Genomic DNA, 20,752 nt, shown 5'->3' with positions numbered 1-20,752 from the left:
ACCTATGGCTTTTCGCTGCGGAGCAGATTATCAAGAGGGCAGGCGAATTTTAATAATGGGATGTTTGTCGGATCGTTCTATGAGTGCGCTGATGTTGTCGATCATATCTTGATTGGCTATGGCATTTCTAATATAAGGCTTATTATCAAAATAGACATATTCGATGTCCATGCCGGGTTTCAGTTGCGAACAAGAAATTTCAATAATGGAGTAATTCTCGGTATTGGTTTTCAAGTTATTGCCTATCCTGCTGTTTTTCCATGATTTTGTGATCACGGTGGCAGCAGGAGGTATCACTTCAACAGTGAGTTCTTCTTTGAGTAGTTTAACGAAAGCGTCGATAATATCAGGATCATAATAGCTGCCTTTCCGTATCATTAATTTATTGATAACGTCTTTGACAGACATGACTTCACCGGTCATTGACCCGTCAAGATAGGCGACATAGTCACTGACAACAGTAAGAATACGCGAGCCCAGCGGAATTTTTTGTCTACTCAGTCCGTCGGGACAGCCTAAGCCGTTATAGCGTTCATATTGATGCCGGATTAAAATAGCGGCAGTTTTTAACTGCGAAAATTCATTTAATAAGGCTTCGCCTTCTACCGCATGTTGACAATAGCGCAGTTTGTTGGCTGGACTCATCGCGTCAAAAGGCTCTGCCAGCAAGTTATCCGGCAAACTGATTTTGCCGATTTGTAACAGCAATCCAGCATAAATAATGTTTTTTCTGTCTTCTGTACTCAAGCCCAGTTGTTGTGTAATCAGCAAGGCTTTTTCGACGATATATTTTGACTGTCCGTTTTTAATGCCTGGGCGCATTTCGATATTACGGGAAAATATCCTGATAAAATTGTTATAGTGTTTTGTTAGACTCTTATTGGCCAGGTCAAGGTTTTGCATAGAGTTTTTGAGGCTTTGGCTACTGTGATCGACTTTTTCTTCCAGTTGTTGATTGAGTTCTTTTAAGGCTTTATTTCGCTGAGAAATAAAAGCCGATAAGCGTCCTTGCTTCTCAAGCAGTCGTTTTTGTTCCAACGCATCGTGAACCAGTACTTTAAGCTCTTCATCATTCCAGGGTTTATTGCAATAATTATATATCCGCCCTTTGTTGATGGCAGCAATCGTGGATTCCAAATCGGCATTACCGGTCAGTAAAATACGGATGGTCTCTGGCCATTGCATGACAACTTGAGCTAAAAATTCCGCACCGTTCATTTCCGGCATCCGCATATCGGAAATAATCAGGTCAACAGGGTTTTGTCGCAACACCGCCAGACCTTCTGCGCCGCTTGAGGCAAAGTAGGTGACATAGTGTTCATGGTGAAATAAGCGGCGCAAGGCTTTGAGCACATTATCTTCATCATCGACAAACAATATTGCTGCAGCTTTGTCGTTAGTCGTTTTAGTCGGCTCGGTCGGTATCACTGTTGTTTTATGCATGTTCAATTACCGCGCCGCTTATAGGTAAGACAATCCGAAATCGGGTTCCCTGGCCCAACTGGCTGGTCAGTTGAATTTCTCCGTGATGTTTTTGGATAATAGTGTAGGAAACCGAAAGTCCTAAGCCGGTACCTTTACCGACGGGCTTGGTGGTAAAAAAGGGATCAAAAACCTTACTCAGATGTTCAGGAGCTATGCCTTTGCCGGTATCGCTGATTTCCACCCAGACGCAGTCATGGTCTATGCCTGTGCGCAAGGTGATAATGCCCTCATTTTCAATCGCGTGTGCCGCATTGACGAGTAAATTCATGAAGACCTGGTTAAGTTGGTGTGGCAAGCATTTTACTTCGGGCAGGTCGCTAAATTCTTTAACAACGCTTATTTTGTATTTGATTTCACTGTTAACGATATTGAGCGTACTTTCAAGTCCTAAATGCAAATCAATCCATTCCCAGTCATCATCACCACCCAGATGAGAAAAGTCTTTAAGATCTTGAATGATTTTTTTCACTCGTGTCGCGCCCTCATTAGATTCATCCAATAAATCGAGAACATCCGTCCTCATAAACTCCAGATCTATTTTTTGTTTAAATGCTTCAATCTGTGCGAGTTGTTCGGTATTGGTATTCGTTGTTTCTGTTTGTTCGTACATCGCGATCAATGCCAGAAAATCATTAATATAATGTTTTAACGAGGTCAGATTGGAGTTGATATAGCCTAGGGGATTGTTGATTTCATGTGCGACGCCGGCAGCCAACCGACCGACAGAAACCATTTTTTCTGATTGGACTAGCTGTTGTTGCGTCTCCTGTAGCCGGTTCGAGGTTGTCTGTATTTCTTTATTCTGCTTTGTTAATAAATCTTCGGTATTTTTATAGGAAGTAATATCGACAGTAATGCCATCAATATGGGCAGAAATATCCTGAATATCACGGATATAACGCATATGTGTAGACATCCAGCGTAATTCTTTATTTGCGTTAAAAATACGATAGGTTATTTTTTTTACCGAATGGTTTTTTAATTGCTCCAAGCAGCTTTTTACTTGTTCACGGTCATCAGGGTGAATAATGTCCAGCCATAAGCTTGGATAGTTAAAAAAATTAGCCAGTGGATAACCATACACATCTTCAGCAGCCTGATTAAGATAAAAAGGCTCAAAAGTGTTCGATGTGACTGACCAGATGACACTGTCCAGTGAATCCAGGGTGTCATTAAGGCGTTTTTTTGATTGCTCCAGACGGTTGCGAGTTGTCTGTAACTGCTGGTTTAACACGGTATATTCCACTATACGCTGCTGTTTTTCATGATGCAGTCTGGCGTTGTCAATGACTAGGGTGATCATATTAACCAGCACACATCCGGATTCCAGATCCTTTTCGGTATAGGCCGTCTCGGGATTCAGGCTGCTGATGCTTAATGCACCGATAACCCTGTTATCCAGTTGTAACGGCCAACAAAGTGCCGATGCTGGAATACGCACGCGCTCCCGGCGGGTAGGCTGAAAAAAACAGGGGTCGTCCGCAACATCGCCGGTAAGCAATATCGGCTTTTTGTTGGTTACCACCCAACTGATAACGCCGGTGCCCTGACTGATCACCATCCCTGTATATTCAGCCGGTAAACCAATACTGGCAACAAGACTTAGTCGGCTATGATCATCTGCCTCACACAAGGCTAATGAACCGGTATCGGCTGTAAAACCGGTTAGAATATGCCGCAAAATACGCTCAAATACTTCATGGGTATTATATTGCAGGTCGGATTGACCTAAGCGGTATAAATCATGAAGCCAGTTCAGTTGTTGATTTTCATTTAATAGCATGTTTTTCCCTGGTTAAGTTAGGGGTTTATCTGGTTGGCAAACTGCTGTCCACGCTGAGTACACTGTGCCGCCTGTTCGATTGAAACATTGATCAGGGCAAGCGCGGCGCAAAGCGGGGCATGATCTGCTAAGGTAAATTCATCGGACTGTTCAGCCTTGACGATCAACAAATTGGCGGTATAGACCAGCAATCCGAGCGACGTGTCGGTATCGGCTTCAGGCGGGGTTTCGTGTTGCTCAATAGCCTGCTGAATAGCCACTGGAAGATTCCAGTGCTGTGCAGCCATACCCCCTATCGACATATGATCAAAACCTAATATGCGCCGTTCCGTTTCTATCAACGGAGTAGCCGACTCATTAATAATTTGGTTGAATTCGCCAGGAAAAAGCCTATCAATCACTAGGCGCCCGATGTCATGCAATAATCCCGCTGTGAAGGCAAACTCAGTACTGTTACCGGATAAACAGGCAAGCTGTCTTGCACATTCGGCAACGGCCACGCTGTGATGCCAGAGTTGGCGATAATTAAAATCTTTATGCCGTGCAATCAGCATATTGGAAAAACAGAAGCTAACCAGTACATCTCTGACCCGATTAAAACCGAGTAACACAATGGCCTCGCGCAACGATCCTATTTCCCTGGATATACCGTAGAAAGGTGAATTGACAATACGTAAAATACGTAGGGTCATGGCTGGATCTAGGATTATTTTATCGATCAGCGTCGTTAAATCTTGTTGACCATTAATCTGCTGTAACGCTTCTACCAGCAATACCGGCATAGACGGTAAATCTGTTAAATGCGCAAATTTATGTTTTAAGTGAGTCATTGCTGTTACCTAGCGCTCAATTTTTGCAACTTAGCATAAGCGGGGTCAATAGCAGAATGATGCCTTTCGATAGGCTGATATTTCCGATTCTTCTGATGGATATCTGCATCGAAACATCGTCACTCAACGTTATAATGCCGCCATCAAGCGGTGCAAAGTTATCAGTATAGATGTCGGGTAATAGACGTAACAGTGTCTCGGGTAAAACATCTTCTGCCATAAGTCCTAGCAGACAACCCGGAGTTTGGCCGAATAATGCTTCAGTGAATCTATTGGATACGACAATCATATGCTGTTCATCAATACCAATAATACCTATCGGTAAATGTTCAAGAATTTCCTGTGAAATTTGTAACACATTAATGCTGTGTATCATTTCACGGGTTTTATCGGCTACTTTCTGCTCAAGATTCTGATTGAGCGTAAAAAGTTTGTTATTGGCAGATTGGAGTTCCCGGCTTAATCGCGTATTTTCCTGTTCCATTTCATAGTACTGAAATGCCTCGCGAATATTGTCTCGAAGTAAGTCATCGTCCCAGGGTTTGGTTGAAAATTTATAAATCGAACCTTGGTTAACGGCATCGGTGACGGATTTAAGTTCGGTATAACCCGACAATATGATGCGTAAGGTCTTGGGATAAAGTTGTTTAACTTGGCTTAAAAATTCCACGCCTGTCATATGCGGCATCCGTTGATCTGAAATGACGACGCCCACTTCGTGTTTCGCCAACAAATCCAGACCTTCTTTACCGCTATTAGCGGTCAGGATGGTATAGCTATCGCGTCGCAACGTGCGCCTAAGCGCACTAATGACATTAACGTCATCATCCACCAGCAGCAGGGTGCGTGAGGTTTTTAATGGTACTGTCATAAGTGGACTGGGAAGATGCATTTCAGGGGTATTATTTGAAGGTGAAAATAACGATCAAGAACAGAAAAAATAAAAATAGCTTTTCAAATTCTTTATCATGATTTTTTTATTTCGTAAAAAATAGAATATAGATAGAACTATTTGTTCAATTTTTGCGATTTAAATACTGTAAAAGCTTTCGCAAAAATAGTGACTCGCTGCTCATTGGCTCTTTGATGTATTGGCTGTGTCGCTATCGGTTTACGGTTTATGGAAATGTTGGCTTTTAGTCGTTTTGTGGCTGATAGTTTTAGTTTTAGTTGCGGTAATTTTTTTCTTATTACTCGCCTTGATTTTGGTTTTTATCCGGCTAGTATTTTTGCGTTTGGCATTATGTTTGACACGACTAGATGCCGGTTTTGAATGGGTAACTGCTCCATTGCCGCAGTCAAGCTGGTAGGGTGGGGCGCCTGCTGATTTTGTCGGCATGGTGATGATGTTTCTCACTGGATAGTCGTTAGTTTGATAAGCGAAGCCCGCATCCATTTTTTGCATCATTAACTGGTAGCGTTCATTGCTGCTGGTGCCGCCCATAACCACACCGATCAGATGTTTGCCGTTTTGATGAGCCGCACCGATCAGGTTAAAACCGGAGCCGCAGGTGAACCCGGTTTTCATGCCTTCGGCGCCGGGATAGTTGAGGGTAAACTTGTTGATACTGCGTAGTACCGATCCTTTGTAATTAAAGTTGTGCGCAGAAAAATAGTGATAATACTCGGGGAAATTGCGCTGAGCTTTCCATGCCAGAATGGCCATATCTCTGGATGTGGTTACTTGCCAGTTATTGGGAAGGCCGGTTGCGTTCTTGAACTGGGTGTTGTACATGCCCAATGAATGTGCTTTTGCCGTCATGTTAACGGAAAAATGGTCTTCCGTGTCGTCTAGATATTCGGCAAGAACAACTGCCGCGTCATTTGCGGAACGGGTAATTGTGGCTAAAATGGCGTCTTCGACGGTCAAATGTTCGCCGCGTCTTAAGCCCAATTTGCTATTGGGTTGCTGTGATGCATGAGTGGATACGGTTAAGGTGTCGTGCAGATGAATTTGACCGGCTTTCAAGGCGTCAAATGTCATGTACACTGTCATTAGTTTGGTTAGAGAGGCTGGATACCATGACTGAGTCGCGTCTACTTCATGTAAAACGTCGCCGTTATTTGCGTCAATAATGATGGCGGCATAGCGAGCATAGCTGACCTCCGACACTGCAAATAGCCATACAACATTTAGAATAAGTAGGGTTAATTTAACTGTAGTCATTTAAAAACTGTTCTCAAAAAATGGATAATTAAAGGCGCGGGTACGATTTTCATGGGTGTTCGCTTGAGTAAGTGATTACCACAAATTGAACCGACCCAAAAAATTGCCCACGAAAGACACTTATTGACACTGTTTTTTCCCCTGCTGATCAGGTTCTTGAAGGTATATTTTTTCTTGGAAAAAATTTTATGTTGGTCATCTTAGAATGTGCTGCCTATATTCTACACCTTAAGGAATGGCGACCAAATAGCCTGGACAAAATGGCGTTATTGGTGGGGCGGTAAAGCCGCCCCACACAAATAGATTTTTAATCCTAAAAACTTATACAAGTATAAGGCGGCTCGCCTTTGCATATTCCCCAAAAACTGCCAAAGTCACCTTCTGCGCTAGGCTTCCAGTTTTCTGAAAATGCTTCGAATACTACGCCGTCCCAGCCTTTTTCAGCCAGTTTTTTGAAAGTGGACTTAACGACCAGTGCTTGGTTTTTTATGCCTGCAACACCGCACTGTTGCTGAGTCAGTTTATTGATTTCAGTGCCGCCTTCAGGACCATTCGGCCAGCCGAATTCAGTTAGCGTTACCGCTTTGCCGGGATAAGTCCGGCGTATGTCCTCGATTCGGGCAATATGAAAATCAGCTGCTTTTTTTGCCGGAATACAGGGAAAAACACCGGAATATTTATTTTCCCACCAGGGAAAAACGTTGATGCCTATCCAATCGACTTGCGCACCAAAGTTGGTTTGATGACAAGGCGTAGTGCGATTACACCATTCCCACCAAATATCAATGGTCGTAATAGGCTGGGATACGCCTGCTTTGCGCAGGCTGTCTATGCAACGGGTGATTTCACCATCAAGGGCATAACCGTGACGGGTTCTGACTTCGGAACCGCAGCTTAATTTTATGATGGTTTTGGGAAAGGCTTTTGCCACCTCAATACCGCTGGCTATGGACCGTGAATTGACTGCGATGTCGTCATCCAGCCAGATGATCGCAATGACTTTAAGTTTTCGGGCTTCGGCGGCGGCAAAAGTGTATTCCAGTCCATTCATAACACCGTAAGTCATGATGCAGCGAAAAGGGGTCTCCTTAATCAATTTATCCAGCAGCTGATCGATTAACTCCTTGGATGGGTGAGCACCATAATCGGGATTAAGCTTGCCGACATAGGGACTAAAGGCGGCGCATTGCAATGCGCCGCCTTTAGTGGTTTTAGCGGTTTTTTCGCGTGCCGATACGTTCTGGCATACAGCCAGCATGATGAAAATTATAATGCATGACAGTAACTGTTTCATAAAGCTCCCTATAATAGAATTATGTGGGTCGGGTTAAGCGTTAGCTTAATAATGACATTATTATCTAAGCAAAAAACACCGCGAAGATCACGCGCTGCTGCCGTTATGATCATTTCAACCATTTATTTTTTATGGTAAAAAATGGGATTACGCAGCCTATCGATACACAGGCAATCAGCACCGCCCAGGCGGTTTGATTCCAATCTACCGGATAAATATCGGCTTTGATAGGCTTGCTGATGCCGGGAATGCTGGGCAAATCGCCATCGCCACCATCGACTTTTAATTGCGCTTTCATGCCTTTTTCCATGTGTTGCGCCAGTTCGCAGTGCACGAGGTAGGTTTTTTTCTGGCTGGGTACGATCAGCGAGGCCTTCAATTCGCCGGGGCCGTAAAGTTCCAGATGAAACATGCCTTGCGGGTATAAATAGCCCGGTAGACCGTGAATCATCAATTGGTGGCGAATCTGGTCGTCATTGATAAAGGTGATGTTAATCCGGGAGCAGGGCGCAACATCCCATTCCTGATTGTCGAAGGCAAACATTTTACCGGGAAATTTCAGTGCGTGTTTCTGACCGGCATGGATGGTGATATTGACGTCGCCGGAAACTTTCGGGCAGTCCTTGGGCAGATTGTCGCTGTTGGCGTTCATGATCATGCCTTTCTCATTCATGATCATACCGCCATGATGCATCATGTCCATGGTTTCGTCCGCCATTGCCGCGTGGCTGTGCAAGCCCAGCATGATTAACAGTGTGATTAAACCTTTCATTGTTTTTGTTTCCGTTTGTAAATCAGCACCACAAAGATAAACAGTCCTATGGCCATGCCTATCGCTATGCCGAACACGATAATGCGAATGTAATCGGGCGCAATCAATCCGGCTTCGCCGAGTAACGGCGCAAAATCACCCTCACCCCAGACCGCCTGTTTTTTGGCGTAGTAATCTTTGTTAAATACCTGATCGAGGAAGGCATCATGCATTTTCGGCATGCCCTGTTCATCAATCAGCGGCTTGTAGGCCAGGATGGCCATGTTGCCGCCCGGTTCCATGCCATCGGTGGTGGTGCCGGTGGGAACGTGGTCATGAAACATCCATAAGCCGGGGCCGTAACTGTCCAAGCCGTTGTTCTGGGTGCGCAGACGCAGATCAAGTCGTTGTGCCGGTGCGATGTCGAATACATCCCGCGTTATCTGCGATCCGGACGGTTGATCAACGCCGTCGAAAGCGGTAATAGTCGCTTTGTGCCCGTGAATATGCAGCGCTACCAAAGAGCGTTGGGCGTTGGCGACATGCAGCTTTATGTCTTCATTGTCATTAGCGACGATCACCGCATCCCTCAGCGTGTAAGGGAAAGAATGGCCGTTCAGCAGAAAATAGTTTTCAAACGATTCGGTCATGTTGTACTCGCGGTTCATCCGCTGTGCGATCAGTCGTGGATCATTGGCATTCTGGATGATCTGCGCCAGTTTTTTATCGACAGACTGATAATGCAAGTCATATTCCTGATGGTAGGATTGCTTCACCGCAACGGCTGGGTGACGGACTTGCCCTGCGCCGATATTAAAGGTCTGTACCCAGTTATTGGGCCGATTTTCTTCGACGATAAACATACCGCTCAAGCCCATCATGGTGTGCTGGGCGGTTTGCACATGACAATGATAGAGCATAGTTCCGGCATGCCGGGGTTGGATTTCATAAGTATGGCTTTTGCCGGGGAACACCGGGTGCTCTTCCATGCCGTCATTATCGTCACCGGCAGCGGTTTCCCAAGGATGATCAACACCATGAAGATGAATGGTATGCGGTAAATAATGGGTGTTTTCCAGGGTGATGTAAACCTTGTCACCTTGTTCAACCCGAATCACCGGCGATGGTGCGCGCAACAACGGATTAGCGACCAGCGAGTTGAAATTTTTAACGGCCATGCCGCTGGATTTGGGCGCAAAAACCCAAAGCCCCGGCTGAATGCCGGGGGCAATATCGTAAGTATTGATCAGAAATTCGCCATCAGGACTCGCGCCGTTAAGTTCCACGACTTCTAGTTTGATGCGGATGATGTCGGGATCGCCATCGCCATCGAGGTCGTCAGTCAGGGTCAGCGCATCCCGGGACAAATGCGATTGCATCAAGGTGTTCATCGATACATTGTTGGCGCCTTTGACCGCAACGGCAATGTCGTAGGGGTTATCAGGCTCGCATGACAGCGCTTCATTGATGCTTACGCCATCGATGACCTGCGCTTGCCGCCATTCGGGATGCTCATTAGAGCAAGGCTTTTCTACGGCAACGGTTTCTCCCGAGCGGTTAAAAACGGTCGCAGGCGGTGTAATGTCGGCTTTTTGCAACGAGGTCGGTACAAAATAAACGGCAACAGCAATTAATGCAGGGATAAATAGTATTGCTAAAAGGAGGAGGGATCTTTTGGGCATATAACGACAGAAAATTTCTACAAAATAGAGCTATTGTAAATGGCTGCCAAGTTAAAACCTAGGCGCATTTTTAAATGCGAAAAATGGCGATAATAGGCTGAAGTTACCTGTTATGGAAGTTCAGGGTTATTTTAAATAGCACCGCCGCGCATTATACTTGCTATAATTTGATCAGGTTTTATGTTCACGAGGTGAACCGTTCTTGAAAGAACGATTCACCTTTTTAGTGTTTAATTTGTACAAATCTTTACTGGTATTCATGCATGTCTTATTCACGCTCGAACTCGAACTCGTACAACCCTGATCTTGATTGGACCCAGGTAAGAGAAACATCAAAAATGCTCATCTTATCGGCTATTCAAGTAGAAGATATGATGACTGAAGCTGATTTATCGGTCAATACGCTGACCGAGTCATTTACCTCTATCGTTGAACATATGCAGGCCATTAATAAACATCTGCTCGCGCTGAATTCTTGTGACATAAGAGATGAGGCATTGGTGTGCTGCTCGGAAACAACCGACAAAATTCAGGCTTCCATAGTTGCGTTCCAGTTTTATGATCGGATGCAGCAATGTTTGCAGCATGTCACTTCAAATCTAAAAGGATTATCCGAACTGGTGGAAAGTCCCAAGCGTCTTTATAATCCAACTGAATGGCGACAATTTCAGCATGAAATCCGTTCCCGCTACACGATGGAATCAGAAAAACTGATGTTTGACGCCATTGTACAAGGCAAGTCTATAGATGAAGCGCTGTCGATAAAAAACACCCATCAAGAAGAAGATCAGTCCGATAATATAGAATTATTTTAATAAATAATGTTACTTAAACGCATCGTTATCATTTGCACATTGCCCTCTTTTCTTGCCGGTTGCGCTGGACTTTATGGTTCTCAGCCACCGGCTCCCGTGTATGGCGGTCAACCGAAGATTCAAAAGCCCTCAGGCAGTACACAAAAACAAACCAAGCCGCCTAGCGCTGCAGCTAAAGAAACGGTTAAAACGCAGCCGATTAAAGACTTTTCGGATGTAAAGCCCGAACCCTTTTCCCCTTCAGAACCGCCACCTTCAGACCCTGTTACTTTAGACGCACTGGAACCCTCAGCGCCGACGCCACCGCCTCCTTCCGAACTAACGCCGTTTCAACCCATAGAGGCCACAGTTCGGTTGTCGCCGGTAGTAACGGCTTTAGTTTCAGCAGCCAATCAAAACAGCAATGCCGGCGATCTTGATTCGGCGGCTACCTCCATAGAAAGAGCTATCAGAATCGAGCCAAGAAATGCGACTTTGTTTTATAAATTGGCCTTATTAAGGCTAAAACAATCAAAGCCTAATTTGGCAGAAGATCTGGCAAAAAAATCCGCGTTATTAGCGGCTACCGATACTACCTTGAAAAAACACTGCTGGTTATTGATAGCGCATGCCCGAGAAATGCAACAGGATTTTTCCGGAGCAAAGGCAGCGCGGGCAAAAGCAGATAATTTTTAATCCCAACGGGATGTTTCCTTATTGCTTGCAATGAGCAGTTTTTTACACAAAGAAAAGTTTTCTTTTGAAAGAGTAGGGTCACGGCCATTAAGTTAGGCTGAAAAGAAAGTGATGACTGAACATTGTGGGCGCGAATTTATTCGCGCCCACGTAACGCCAAGCACTTAACTTAATGACAGTGGAGAGTAGGGTTGGTATTAGCGCATCCCTATTTGGCAGACCCATTTTTCGTAGAGAAATTACTAAGTTTTTTATCAAAGTGTAAATGAATAGCGCTTCTTATGTGGTACTGATACGATACTTTTTTTTTGAAGCTTTTGAAGCTTTTGAAGCTGAACTTATTCACTAAGGAAAGGTGTTTCAAAAGTGGTTAAAAAAATTGTTTTTATAGTAACCGCTTTGACTGGGATGACGGCGCAGGCGGATAGCAGCATAACGCTGGAACCTATGGTCGTCGAAGATGTTTCGCCTCCCGGTAATGGCCTGATGACTCCGCAAGATCTGCCGCAAGCTCGCAGTGTAATCTCGCAGGCTGCCATTGAACAGAAAAATACCCTGAATAATGCCTATCAGGCCATGGATATGCTGCCGGGAGTCAACACCTATAGCTACGATGCCACCGGTTTATTTGGCGGCGGTTTACGGATGCGCGGTTTTAACAGCGATCAAATTGGCGTTAGTATTGACGGTGTGCCCATCAACGATGCCGGTAACTTTGCCGTCTATCCGTCCGAACTGGTCGATCTTGAAAATCTGGAGGAAATTTCCGTCACCCAGGGTTCAAGTACAATGGATGCCCCTATGGTTGGCGCTACCGGCGGCTCAATAGGAATGACCACATCCAGTCCCACCGATCATTCACGCTTCCGGGTGCAACAAAGTTACGGCGCCTATAATGCCTACAAGACCTTTCTGCGTGCCGATAGCGGCTATCTGGGCGACAATCGTTTTAAGGCTTTTATTTCTGTATCCAAAGCCGAGGCCGAAAAGTGGAAAGGCTATGGCGGTGCCGACCGCGAACATCTGGATTTTAAAGGGGTATTCAACCTGGCACCCGGCAGCAGCATTACCGGCGGCTTGCTGTATAACGAAATGCTCAATAACAACCTGCGCACCTTGACCCGTCAAGAAATTCAAACCTTGGGCCGCGATGCCGATTTTGGCGGGGTTCCCCCGCAACATCTGGCCGGGGTTAATGGCAGCGCACAAGTCGAAAAAGCGCCTTCCGATCTGTATTACAATCTTAACCTTAATCCCTACCGCAATTACTTAGCCACGCTGAAAGGCCGTTTCCAATTGCTGCCAAACCTGCACTGGGATGTTGATCCTTATTACAGCTACGGTTACGGCACCGGCGGCAATCAACTTAGAACGCTGGCAGAAAGCAACGCTGCCAATAAACTTGGCGGCGGCATCCGCGACATCAACCAGGATGGCGACACACTCGACACAGTGATGGTCTACAGTGCCGGGCTGACAGAAACCCAGCGCCCCGGTGTCACCACGCGCTTGCGCAGTCAAATAGCTAATCATCACTTAATGGTCGGTTACTGGTTCGAGTATGCGCACCACCGTCGTTCGCAACCGGCAGTGCCATTCGACAATGCAGGCAATAGCGCCGATCCGTGGCTGGATAACGCCTCAGTCTTCCTGTTACGCCAGAATGGCACGCCTTATCAGGGCCGCGACTTTCTGACGCTCAACACCTCGCAATCGTTTTTCGGCCAGGATGACATCAGCTTTCTGGACGACAAGCTCATGCTGTCGCTGGGACTGCGCTACACTCAAATTCAGCGTGATTTCACCAATTTCGCCAGTGAAGGCGGCGGTACCGATTACAACATCAAGGCAACCTACGCCAGACCGCTGCCCAGCGTCGGTATTCGTTACCAGTTCACCGAGGCCCAACAAGTGTTTGTCAGCCGCGCCGAAAACTTTAAGGCACCGCCCGACTCGGTGTTTTATGGCTTGATAAACGGCAGCAGGCTAAAACCGGTGAATGTTGCTGAGGAAGTATCAACCAATTGGGACTTAGGCTATCGCTATACAGGCAAAGATCTGTTATTTTCCGGCACCGTGTTTTATATCGATTACCGCCATCGCATTGCCTCGGCCTTTGATCCCGCCAACAATATCAGCACTAATTACAATGTCGGCGATTCCATCACCAAAGGCGTCGAATTGGAATCCGCTTACCGTTTTTTGCCGAGCTGGAGCGTGTATGCTTCTTTGACCTATACCGACAGCCGCATCGGACAAAATCTGCAAACTGCTGCCAATACCGTTGAAGCGACTGCCGGCAAGGCGTTTCCCGACGTGCCCAACTGGATGTCGGGTGCGGCATTGCAATATCAGGATGGGCCGTGGTCGGCCAATTTGTCGGCCAAATATACCGGCCAGCGCTATGCGACACTGGTCAATGATGAGTCGATCAACGGCTATACGCTGGTCAGTTTTGACGCCGGCTATCGCCTGCCTTCGACCGGCTGGTTCAAGGATCCGAGCGTACGCCTCAACGTATACAACCTGCTCAATCAGGACTACCTCAATCTTAATGCCGGCAGCGGCAGCGGCTTTACCCCTCGGGCCTTGGGCACGGATGGCAGGGCGCCGAATTACTATGTCGGTGCGCCACGCAGCTTTAGCGTTATGCTGTCTACTGATTTTTAAGTTATTTATGATGCCCTTTGTAACGCGGGTGCTAAGAACGCTCAAAATAACCGGTCAATTATTCTTTGTGCTGTTTGTTGGCTTGGCATTAGTGATTCCACGCGCTTATGCCGCGCCTGCGTTGACTTTTGTTAATCTCAATATTGAAGGCCTTAGTCCAGTATTCGATATGATTCAGGATCATCAGGGATTTATCTGGCTGGCTACCAACGAGGGTCTGTCCCGTTACGACGGTTATCAATCCCGGCATTTTCACCATCAGTCCAACCTGCCAGGCAGTTTGCCTGATGATATTGTGAACACGGTGTTTGAGGATCAGCAAAAGCGCTTATGGATTGGCACCAATGTCGGCCTGGCGCTTTTTGAAGCCAAAACCAATAGCTTTAAGGCTTACTGGCCTTCCCCTGAACAGGGCGATGCCCAACAAAACCGGCAAATTCGCCAAATCGTTGCCGATGGCAAAAGCGGCCTATGGATAGCGACGCGGCAGGGCCTGCAGCATTTCGATCCCGATACGGAGAAGTTTCGTATTTATCGACATGATCCGGCGCAGGCCGATAGTCTGGCTAACGATAATGTCGATAACCTGGCGCTTGATCGGCAAGGGGGTTTATGGCTTGCGACCTGGCCGGAAGGCATCGATTATTTGCCGGAGGGCAGTACCCAATTTCAGCATTATCACATCAACACCCCTGACAAGACTCCTCAAAGCAAAAATATCAGGACTTTGCTGGTGGATAGCCGACATCGCTTGTGGCTCGGATCTGAGGCTGACGTTTTTGTTTGGAAACCGGGTCAGCCGTGGATACAGAAAAAACCGTTGCCGACACCTGGAATTTCGGGAAATTTTAGGGTTCACCAGTTTGTCGAAGACAGCTCGGGCGTTATATGGGCAGCGACTACTGTCGGCTTATTGCGTTGGGATGAGACCTTGCAACAATTTGCTCACTATCAGCATCAAGATAACGACCCCTACAGTCTTGCCAGCAATCACGTTTTATCATTGTTAATAGATCGCTCCGGGGCATTGGTTATCGGCACGTCAAAGGGAATCAGCCGTGTCGATTTGTTCCTGAGGGGGTTCGAGCACCTGATACCCAGCGCCTTGCAAGGTGGAAACGAAAATACAGAGAACAATGTGCAAACGTTGGCGCCTGCTGAATCAGGTCAATTATGGCTAGGCAATCATATTTCATTGCTGCTTGTCGACCTCAAAACTCGGCGGATTGTTAACAACCTGGATACCCATCATCAAAAAGATAAATGGCTCAAGCACATGATTTACAGCTTATACCAACAGCCTAAAGGGCCGCTGTGGATAGGTACCAACAACGGTTTATTGCGTTATGACTCTCGACAGTCGCATTTTCAGACAATATCTCTGGGTGATGCGGCTTGTAACTACATTAATACCATTGTCCCGGGCGGTGACCGCACCCTATGGTTAGGTACCGGTTGCGGCTTGATTGAATATGATCAGAAAGCAGGTGTCCTGAGAAAGTTCCAGTATGATCCGCTTGACCCGCACAGCCTTGCTAACAATTCCGTCAGTATTATTGTGCTTGATCGGAGCAATAAAATATGGGTGAGCGGTGGCACAATATCAGGTGGCGGACTAGGCGTACTTGATCCGGCCACCGGTAAATTCCACTATTACCGGTTCAATCCCGATGACCCGGCTAGTTTAAGCAGTAATTCTATAGCCGATATAAAAGAAGACTCGCAGGGCTCGGTATGGCTGGCGACAGCTAGCGGCCTTAACCAGGCACTGGTGGCGGCAGACGGCAGCATCAGTTTTCGTCATTACCACAATTCCACTGCTCTGGACGTAGAAAATATAAAAGCTATCAATATCGATAGAGCAGGAAAGATTTGGTTCAATTCCCCAGGAAAACTGGAGCAGTTTGATCCGATAACACAACAATTTAGCGCATATCATCTTGCCGAAGGCTATTATCCTACGGACAGGGACAATCAAACCACCTTAATCGACGCTGACGGATCGCTGTATTTTAATAATATTAATGGCCTGATCATTGTTAGTCCCGAACATATTCAGAGCAATCAAATTGCGCCGCCTGTAGCCATAACCGATATCCGCGTTTTTAACCGTTCGCTGGCTGATGGCTTTGAGGCTGATGCAGTTAAGCTGGAAGGCAGTATCACCGAACCTAGGGCATTAAGGTTATCGTGGTATGCCTCGGTATTTTCCCTGCATTTTTCCGCGCTACATTTTGCCGACCCTCAGCGTAATCAGTATGCTTACCAGCTGGAAGGTTTTGACCGGGATTGGGTGGTAACCGATAGCAGCAAGCGCATGGCGACCTACACCAATCTGGATCCAGGGCGCTATCTATTTCGCGTCAAAGCCAGCAATAACAATGGAATCTGGAATGAAACGGGGGTCAGTCTGCCCATTACGATTATTCCGCCGTATTGGCAAACCTTGTGGTTTCGCGCCATTGTGATCGGCACGGTATTAGGTCTGTTGATCGTGGTTTATTTTTTGCGTATCCGCCAACTTCGTCTGATTCAGGCCCGTCTTGAAAATCAGGTTGCCCAACGTACCGAAGAACTGCAAAGCATGACCCAGCAGGCGCTGGCTGCGGTGGAAATCAAAAGCGCATTTTTGGCCAACATGAGCCATGAAATTCGTACGCCGATGAACGCTATCATGGGCATGATCTATGTAACCTTGCAAACCGACTTAACGGCTAATCAGCGCAACTATTTGAATAAAATCAATACCTCGTCTAAATGGTTGCTGGGCATCCTTAACGATATCTTGGACTTTTCCAAGCTTGAAGCCGGTAAACTTAAGCTGGAACGCACCGAATTCAGTTTTGACACGGTTATGCAGTATCTGGCTGATGTCACCTCGCCGATGCTGGCAGACAAGTCTTTGACACTGAATTTTGAGCTCGATCCAAATGTGCCGTCCACTTTGATCGGCGATCCGCTACGGCTGGGGCAGATATTGCTCAATCTGCTGGGCAATGCCATCAAGTTTACCGAGCAGGGGAGTGTGTCGCTACACGTGCAGTTGCAAGCTTCTGATGCTCAAGAGGTCAGTTTGCGCTTTAGTGTCATCGATACCGGCATCGGCTTGAGTGAAGAGCAACAAAGCAATCTGTTCAGCGCTTTCAATCAAGCCTATGACTCGACCGCTCGCCAATACGGCGGTACCGGACTGGGGCTGAGTATCAGCAAGAATTTAGTCGAAGCCATGGGCGGCACTATTAACGTCGACAGTCGTTTGGGGCTTGGCAGCACCTTTTATTTTACTGTCACCCTGGGTGTGCAGATCGAGAGCAAGTCCGGTCCATTACCTTTACAGGCTAGCGCGCCAGACAAGTATCCGACACTGAAAAATGCGTATGTGCTGTTCGTCGAGGATGATGTCACTATCAGTGAAATGATACCCGATATACTGGCTTATGAAGGCATTCGGGTCGATCTCGCCAGCAATGGCGCCGAAGCCATTGCGATGATTGGCAGAAACGACTACGCAGCTGTGCTAATGGACTGCCAGATGCCGATGATGGACGGCTTTGAAGCCAGCCGTATCATTCGTGCCGATCCGCGCTTTACTGATCTGCCGATCATCGCCATGACCGGCAACGTGATGGATCAAGATCAAGAACGATGTCTTGCCAGTGGTATGAACGATCATATTAGCAAACCGGTTGACTGGGATCAGTTTTTTCAAATATTGGCACGCTGGGTCAAGCCAGTCGATGCTCAACGTGTTGCTACGCTTCCCGCTTTGCAAAACAGCGATGCTGAGTCCAATCTGGTTCAGAGCCCTGTTCAAGCATTATGGGTAGCGCCTTTGCCAGGAGATGCGCCGACTCATCGGCAACTCATCGCCGAATTGGACGTTCTGCTTGCCAACGACGGCTTTATCAACGACGAATTGCTGACTCAGCTCAACAGGTTTTCCCCGGATGATCAACAGGCAGAATACAGTCGTCTGGCTCAATGCATTATTGACACCGATTATCCTAAGGCCAAAGCTATCCTGAACGCACTCAGAGGCTTCTTAAATGAAGAAACTGAAACATCTAATCAAGACCATCGTCCCACCATCCTGGTTGTCGATGATACGCGCGTTAATCTGGAAGTACTGGCTTTACTGCTCAATCAGGACTATCAAGTTAAAGTGGCGGGCAATGGTCAGAGAGCATTGGATATAGCAAAGCGTTCACGTGATCTTGATCTGGTTCTGCTGGATGTCAGAATGCCGGAGATGGATGGTTACGAAGTCTGCCAAAGATTGCAAGAAAATCCGCTTACCCTCAGTATTCCGGTGATTTTTGTGACTGCCGCATTTGACCAGGAATCCGAAATCCATGGCCTGCAATTGGGTGCGGTGGATTACATCAGTAAGCCTATAAGTCCAGTCATTACCTTACTGCGGGTACACAACCATATGTTGATCAAGCAACACAAAAAAGAACTGAAGCGCATTGCCCATTATGATGCTTTGACCGGCATTCCCAACCGGATGCTGCTGGCAGATCGGATGAAACAGGCAATCGCCCAGACCAAACGCGAGCAAAAAACGTTGGCCGTTTGTTATCTGGATCTTGATGGTTTCAAGCCCATTAACGATACGTTCGGGCATCAAGCCGGTGACCATGTGTTGATTGAAATTGCCCGGCGCATTGGCAGCACTCTCCGTGAAGGTGACACCGTCGCCCGCCTGGGTGGCGATGAGTTTGTCGTTCTGCTACCTGAATTGAATCACGAGGAAGAATGTATAGTCACCCTGAAACGAATTCATGAAACTATCGCGCAGCCTGTTGTTTTTCAGGAGCAGTCGATTTCCATCGGTGCCAGCATCGGGGTCAGTATTTATCCCGGCGACGATAGCGACCCGGACGCACTATTACGTTATGCCGACCAAGCTATGTATGCCGCCAAGAAAATGGGCAAGAACCGTTATCACCTCTTTGGTTCTACTCATGACCAGTAAAGTCGCGTCTATCAATGTAGCCAAGCAAATCGGATATAACTATTTCAACTAGATCAGGAGAAAAACCATGAGAAAAATTGACGACATGACTATTGAGCTACAGCATATGCAGCAGCAAATGCTGGCTTATTTGCAATTACATTGGCGGCTGTTTTTGGCGGAAGGTGTTTTCTTCATTATTCTTGGGCTTTGCGCGATAGTAGTGCCGCAGTTTTTTACGGTGGCGATAGTCGTATTTTTAGGCTGGATTTTGCTGTTCGGCGGAATAGTTCATGTTAGCCGCGCTTTTGTTTTTCAACATATGCCCGGCTTTGGCTGGTGGTTATTCATGGGCATTTTGCAGGCTATCGTCGGCTTTTTGTTTATCGCCAAGCCGGTTACCGGTGCGTTGACGTTGACGATGTTGATAACGCTGTTTTTTGCGCTGGAAGGCATGGCCAAAATTTCCGTGGCATTGATGATGCGGCCCTTAGCTAACTGGGGTTTTATTCTGTTTAGCGGTATTACGGCTTTGGTTTTTGCGCTGATTATCTGGATCAGTTGGTCTGAATCGGCGCAGTGGCTGCTGGGCTTGTTTTTGGGCATTAATATGGTTTTTCTGGGTTGGTCGCTGGTTAAAATAAGCTTGCACCATAAAGCGCGATAGGTTTTTTCAAGGAATGATTTATGCCACAAAAACACCCTAAAAATCTGATCGTAAACGTGTTGATGGTCGGCGTAATTATCGCTGTTCTGAGCTATGTGTTTTATCCCGGCGTCGGCCAATTTAGCGTTATGATCAACGGCGAACCGGTCGCAGAACCGCTGATTCGCTTTGCCGCCGTACCGACATTTTTGTTGATCATGATGGTCACCGGCGTGCTGATGGTATTGCTGTTTTTGGGTGTCGGTGTGTTGATGTTCCTGGGCGTGATGTTTGTTGTATTGATAGGTATTTTTATGATGGCACCTTATGTTTGGCCGGCGCTGATTATTATTTTATTGGCTGTAGCGTTGATGACTGTGAGTAATGACAATAAAGCCTAAGGGGCGACCGCATAAGATTGTCTCCACCTATCTGCCCATTTTCCTGTTCAGGCGTTACAATGTGCGCCATTATGATTAACTCATCGGTCTTATTCAATATGGAAAAAATAAAGGTTCTTTTTGTGTGTCTGGGCAATATCTGCCGGTCGCCTACGGCGGAAGGCGTGTTTACCAAACTGGTCAAGGATCATGATTTGGAAGCGTATTTCGCTATCGATTCGGCAGGTACTCATGCTTACCATGTCGGCAAAGAGCCTGATTTACGCTCCCAAGCGGCCGCCCTCGAACGGGGTATTGATTTATCCGGTTTGCGTGGCAGACAAGTCATTAATGGGGATTTTGAGGATTTCGATTTTGTGCTGGCGATGGATGATGAAAATTATTCAATACTGATCAATGCCTGTCCTGAGCAATACAAAACCAAAGTTAGCTACTTTCTTGATTACGCGCCGCAGCTCAATGAACGCCAGGTGCCGGATCCTTATTATGGCGGCCAATACGGTTTTGAGCGGGTGCTGGATATGATTGAACAGGCCTCTGCCGGTTTTTTAAAAACCTTGCAGGAATCGGGTCGGATTAAATCAACGGGGTAATGT

General features: G+C 46.7%; 15 protein-coding genes. 7 read left to right on the top strand and 8 right to left on the bottom strand.

What is annotated here, in order from left to right; translation table 11 throughout:
* Nucleotides 1-30: 30 nt before the first annotated feature.
* The 8 genes from ABXJ76_RS10085 to ABXJ76_RS10050 form a co-directional block, all read right to left on the bottom strand.
* Nucleotides 31-1,443: an HD domain-containing phosphohydrolase gene (locus ABXJ76_RS10085; protein ID WP_432740320.1), complete on the bottom strand. Its 1,413-nt coding sequence runs from the start codon at nt 1,441-1,443 to the stop codon at nt 31-33.
* The gene (locus ABXJ76_RS10080; protein ID WP_432740319.1) at nt 1,436-3,268 is read right to left on the bottom strand and encodes an ATP-binding protein; all 1,833 of its coding nucleotides are present in this window, start codon (nt 3,266-3,268) and stop codon (nt 1,436-1,438) included. Before ABXJ76_RS10080 ends, ABXJ76_RS10085 begins: the two co-directional genes overlap by 8 nt.
* A 17-nt stretch (nt 3,269-3,285) precedes the next feature.
* On the bottom strand, nt 3,286-4,098 hold the full coding sequence (locus ABXJ76_RS10075; RefSeq protein WP_432740318.1) for an HDOD domain-containing protein: 813 nt from the start codon (nt 4,096-4,098) through the stop codon (nt 3,286-3,288).
* A 16-nt stretch (nt 4,099-4,114) separates the two neighbouring features.
* Nucleotides 4,115-4,969, bottom strand: a complete 855-nt coding sequence (locus ABXJ76_RS10070) for a response regulator (RefSeq protein ID WP_432740317.1) — start codon at nt 4,967-4,969, stop codon at nt 4,115-4,117.
* A gap of 240 nt (nt 4,970-5,209) precedes the next feature.
* Nucleotides 5,210-6,265 (bottom strand): D-alanyl-D-alanine carboxypeptidase family protein, encoded by a 1,056-nt coding sequence (locus ABXJ76_RS10065; protein WP_432740316.1) that lies wholly within the window; start codon nt 6,263-6,265, stop codon nt 5,210-5,212.
* 313 nt (nt 6,266-6,578) lie between these two features.
* Nucleotides 6,579-7,559, bottom strand: coding sequence for an exo-beta-1,3-glucanase (locus tag ABXJ76_RS10060; protein ID WP_432740315.1), 981 nt, complete (start codon nt 7,557-7,559; stop codon nt 6,579-6,581).
* A gap of 109 nt (nt 7,560-7,668) precedes the next feature.
* On the bottom strand, nt 7,669-8,331 hold the full coding sequence (locus ABXJ76_RS10055; RefSeq protein WP_432740314.1) for a cupredoxin domain-containing protein: 663 nt from the start codon (nt 8,329-8,331) through the stop codon (nt 7,669-7,671).
* Nucleotides 8,328-9,992: a multicopper oxidase domain-containing protein gene (locus tag ABXJ76_RS10050; RefSeq protein ID WP_432740313.1), complete on the bottom strand. Its 1,665-nt coding sequence runs from the start codon at nt 9,990-9,992 to the stop codon at nt 8,328-8,330. The genes ABXJ76_RS10055 and ABXJ76_RS10050 overlap by 4 nt, the downstream gene beginning before the upstream one ends.
* A 338-nt stretch (nt 9,993-10,330) precedes the next feature.
* On the opposite strand from ABXJ76_RS10050, the gene ABXJ76_RS10045 reads away from it, so the two are divergent.
* The 7 genes from ABXJ76_RS10045 (at nt 10,331) to ABXJ76_RS10015 (ending at nt 20,749) form a co-directional block, all read left to right on the top strand.
* The gene (locus tag ABXJ76_RS10045; protein ID WP_432740312.1) at nt 10,331-10,807 is read left to right on the top strand and encodes a hypothetical protein; all 477 of its coding nucleotides are present in this window, start codon (nt 10,331-10,333) and stop codon (nt 10,805-10,807) included.
* Nucleotides 10,808-10,813: 6 nt separating this feature from the next.
* Nucleotides 10,814-11,482, top strand: a complete 669-nt coding sequence (locus tag ABXJ76_RS10040; protein WP_432740311.1) for a tetratricopeptide repeat protein — start codon at nt 10,814-10,816, stop codon at nt 11,480-11,482.
* A 366-nt stretch (nt 11,483-11,848) separates the two neighbouring features.
* Nucleotides 11,849-14,152 carry a TonB-dependent receptor gene (locus tag ABXJ76_RS10035; protein WP_432740310.1) on the top strand — a complete coding sequence of 768 codons (2,304 nt, stop codon included), beginning with the start codon at nt 11,849-11,851 and terminating at the stop codon, nt 14,150-14,152.
* A gap of 10 nt (nt 14,153-14,162) precedes the next feature.
* A complete protein-coding gene (locus ABXJ76_RS10030; protein WP_432740309.1) occupies nt 14,163-19,130 on the top strand; it encodes a response regulator in 4,968 nt (1,655 codons plus the stop codon).
* A 67-nt stretch (nt 19,131-19,197) separates the two neighbouring features.
* Nucleotides 19,198-19,776, top strand: coding sequence for an HdeD family acid-resistance protein (locus ABXJ76_RS10025; protein WP_432740308.1), 579 nt, complete (start codon nt 19,198-19,200; stop codon nt 19,774-19,776).
* 20 nt (nt 19,777-19,796) lie between these two features.
* On the top strand, nt 19,797-20,156 hold the full coding sequence (locus tag ABXJ76_RS10020; RefSeq protein ID WP_432740307.1) for a hypothetical protein: 360 nt from the start codon (nt 19,797-19,799) through the stop codon (nt 20,154-20,156).
* 98 nt (nt 20,157-20,254) lie between these two features.
* Nucleotides 20,255-20,749 carry a low molecular weight protein-tyrosine-phosphatase gene (locus ABXJ76_RS10015; RefSeq protein ID WP_432740306.1) on the top strand — a complete coding sequence of 165 codons (495 nt, stop codon included), beginning with the start codon at nt 20,255-20,257 and terminating at the stop codon, nt 20,747-20,749.
* The last annotated feature ends 3 nt before the right edge of the window (nt 20,750-20,752 follow it).

The organism is Methylobacter arcticus, assembly GCF_050917435.1.
Taxonomy (GTDB): domain Bacteria; phylum Pseudomonadota; class Gammaproteobacteria; order Methylococcales; family Methylomonadaceae; genus Methylobacter_A; species Methylobacter_A titanis.
This window is presented reverse-complemented; position numbering and strand designations above follow the sequence as displayed.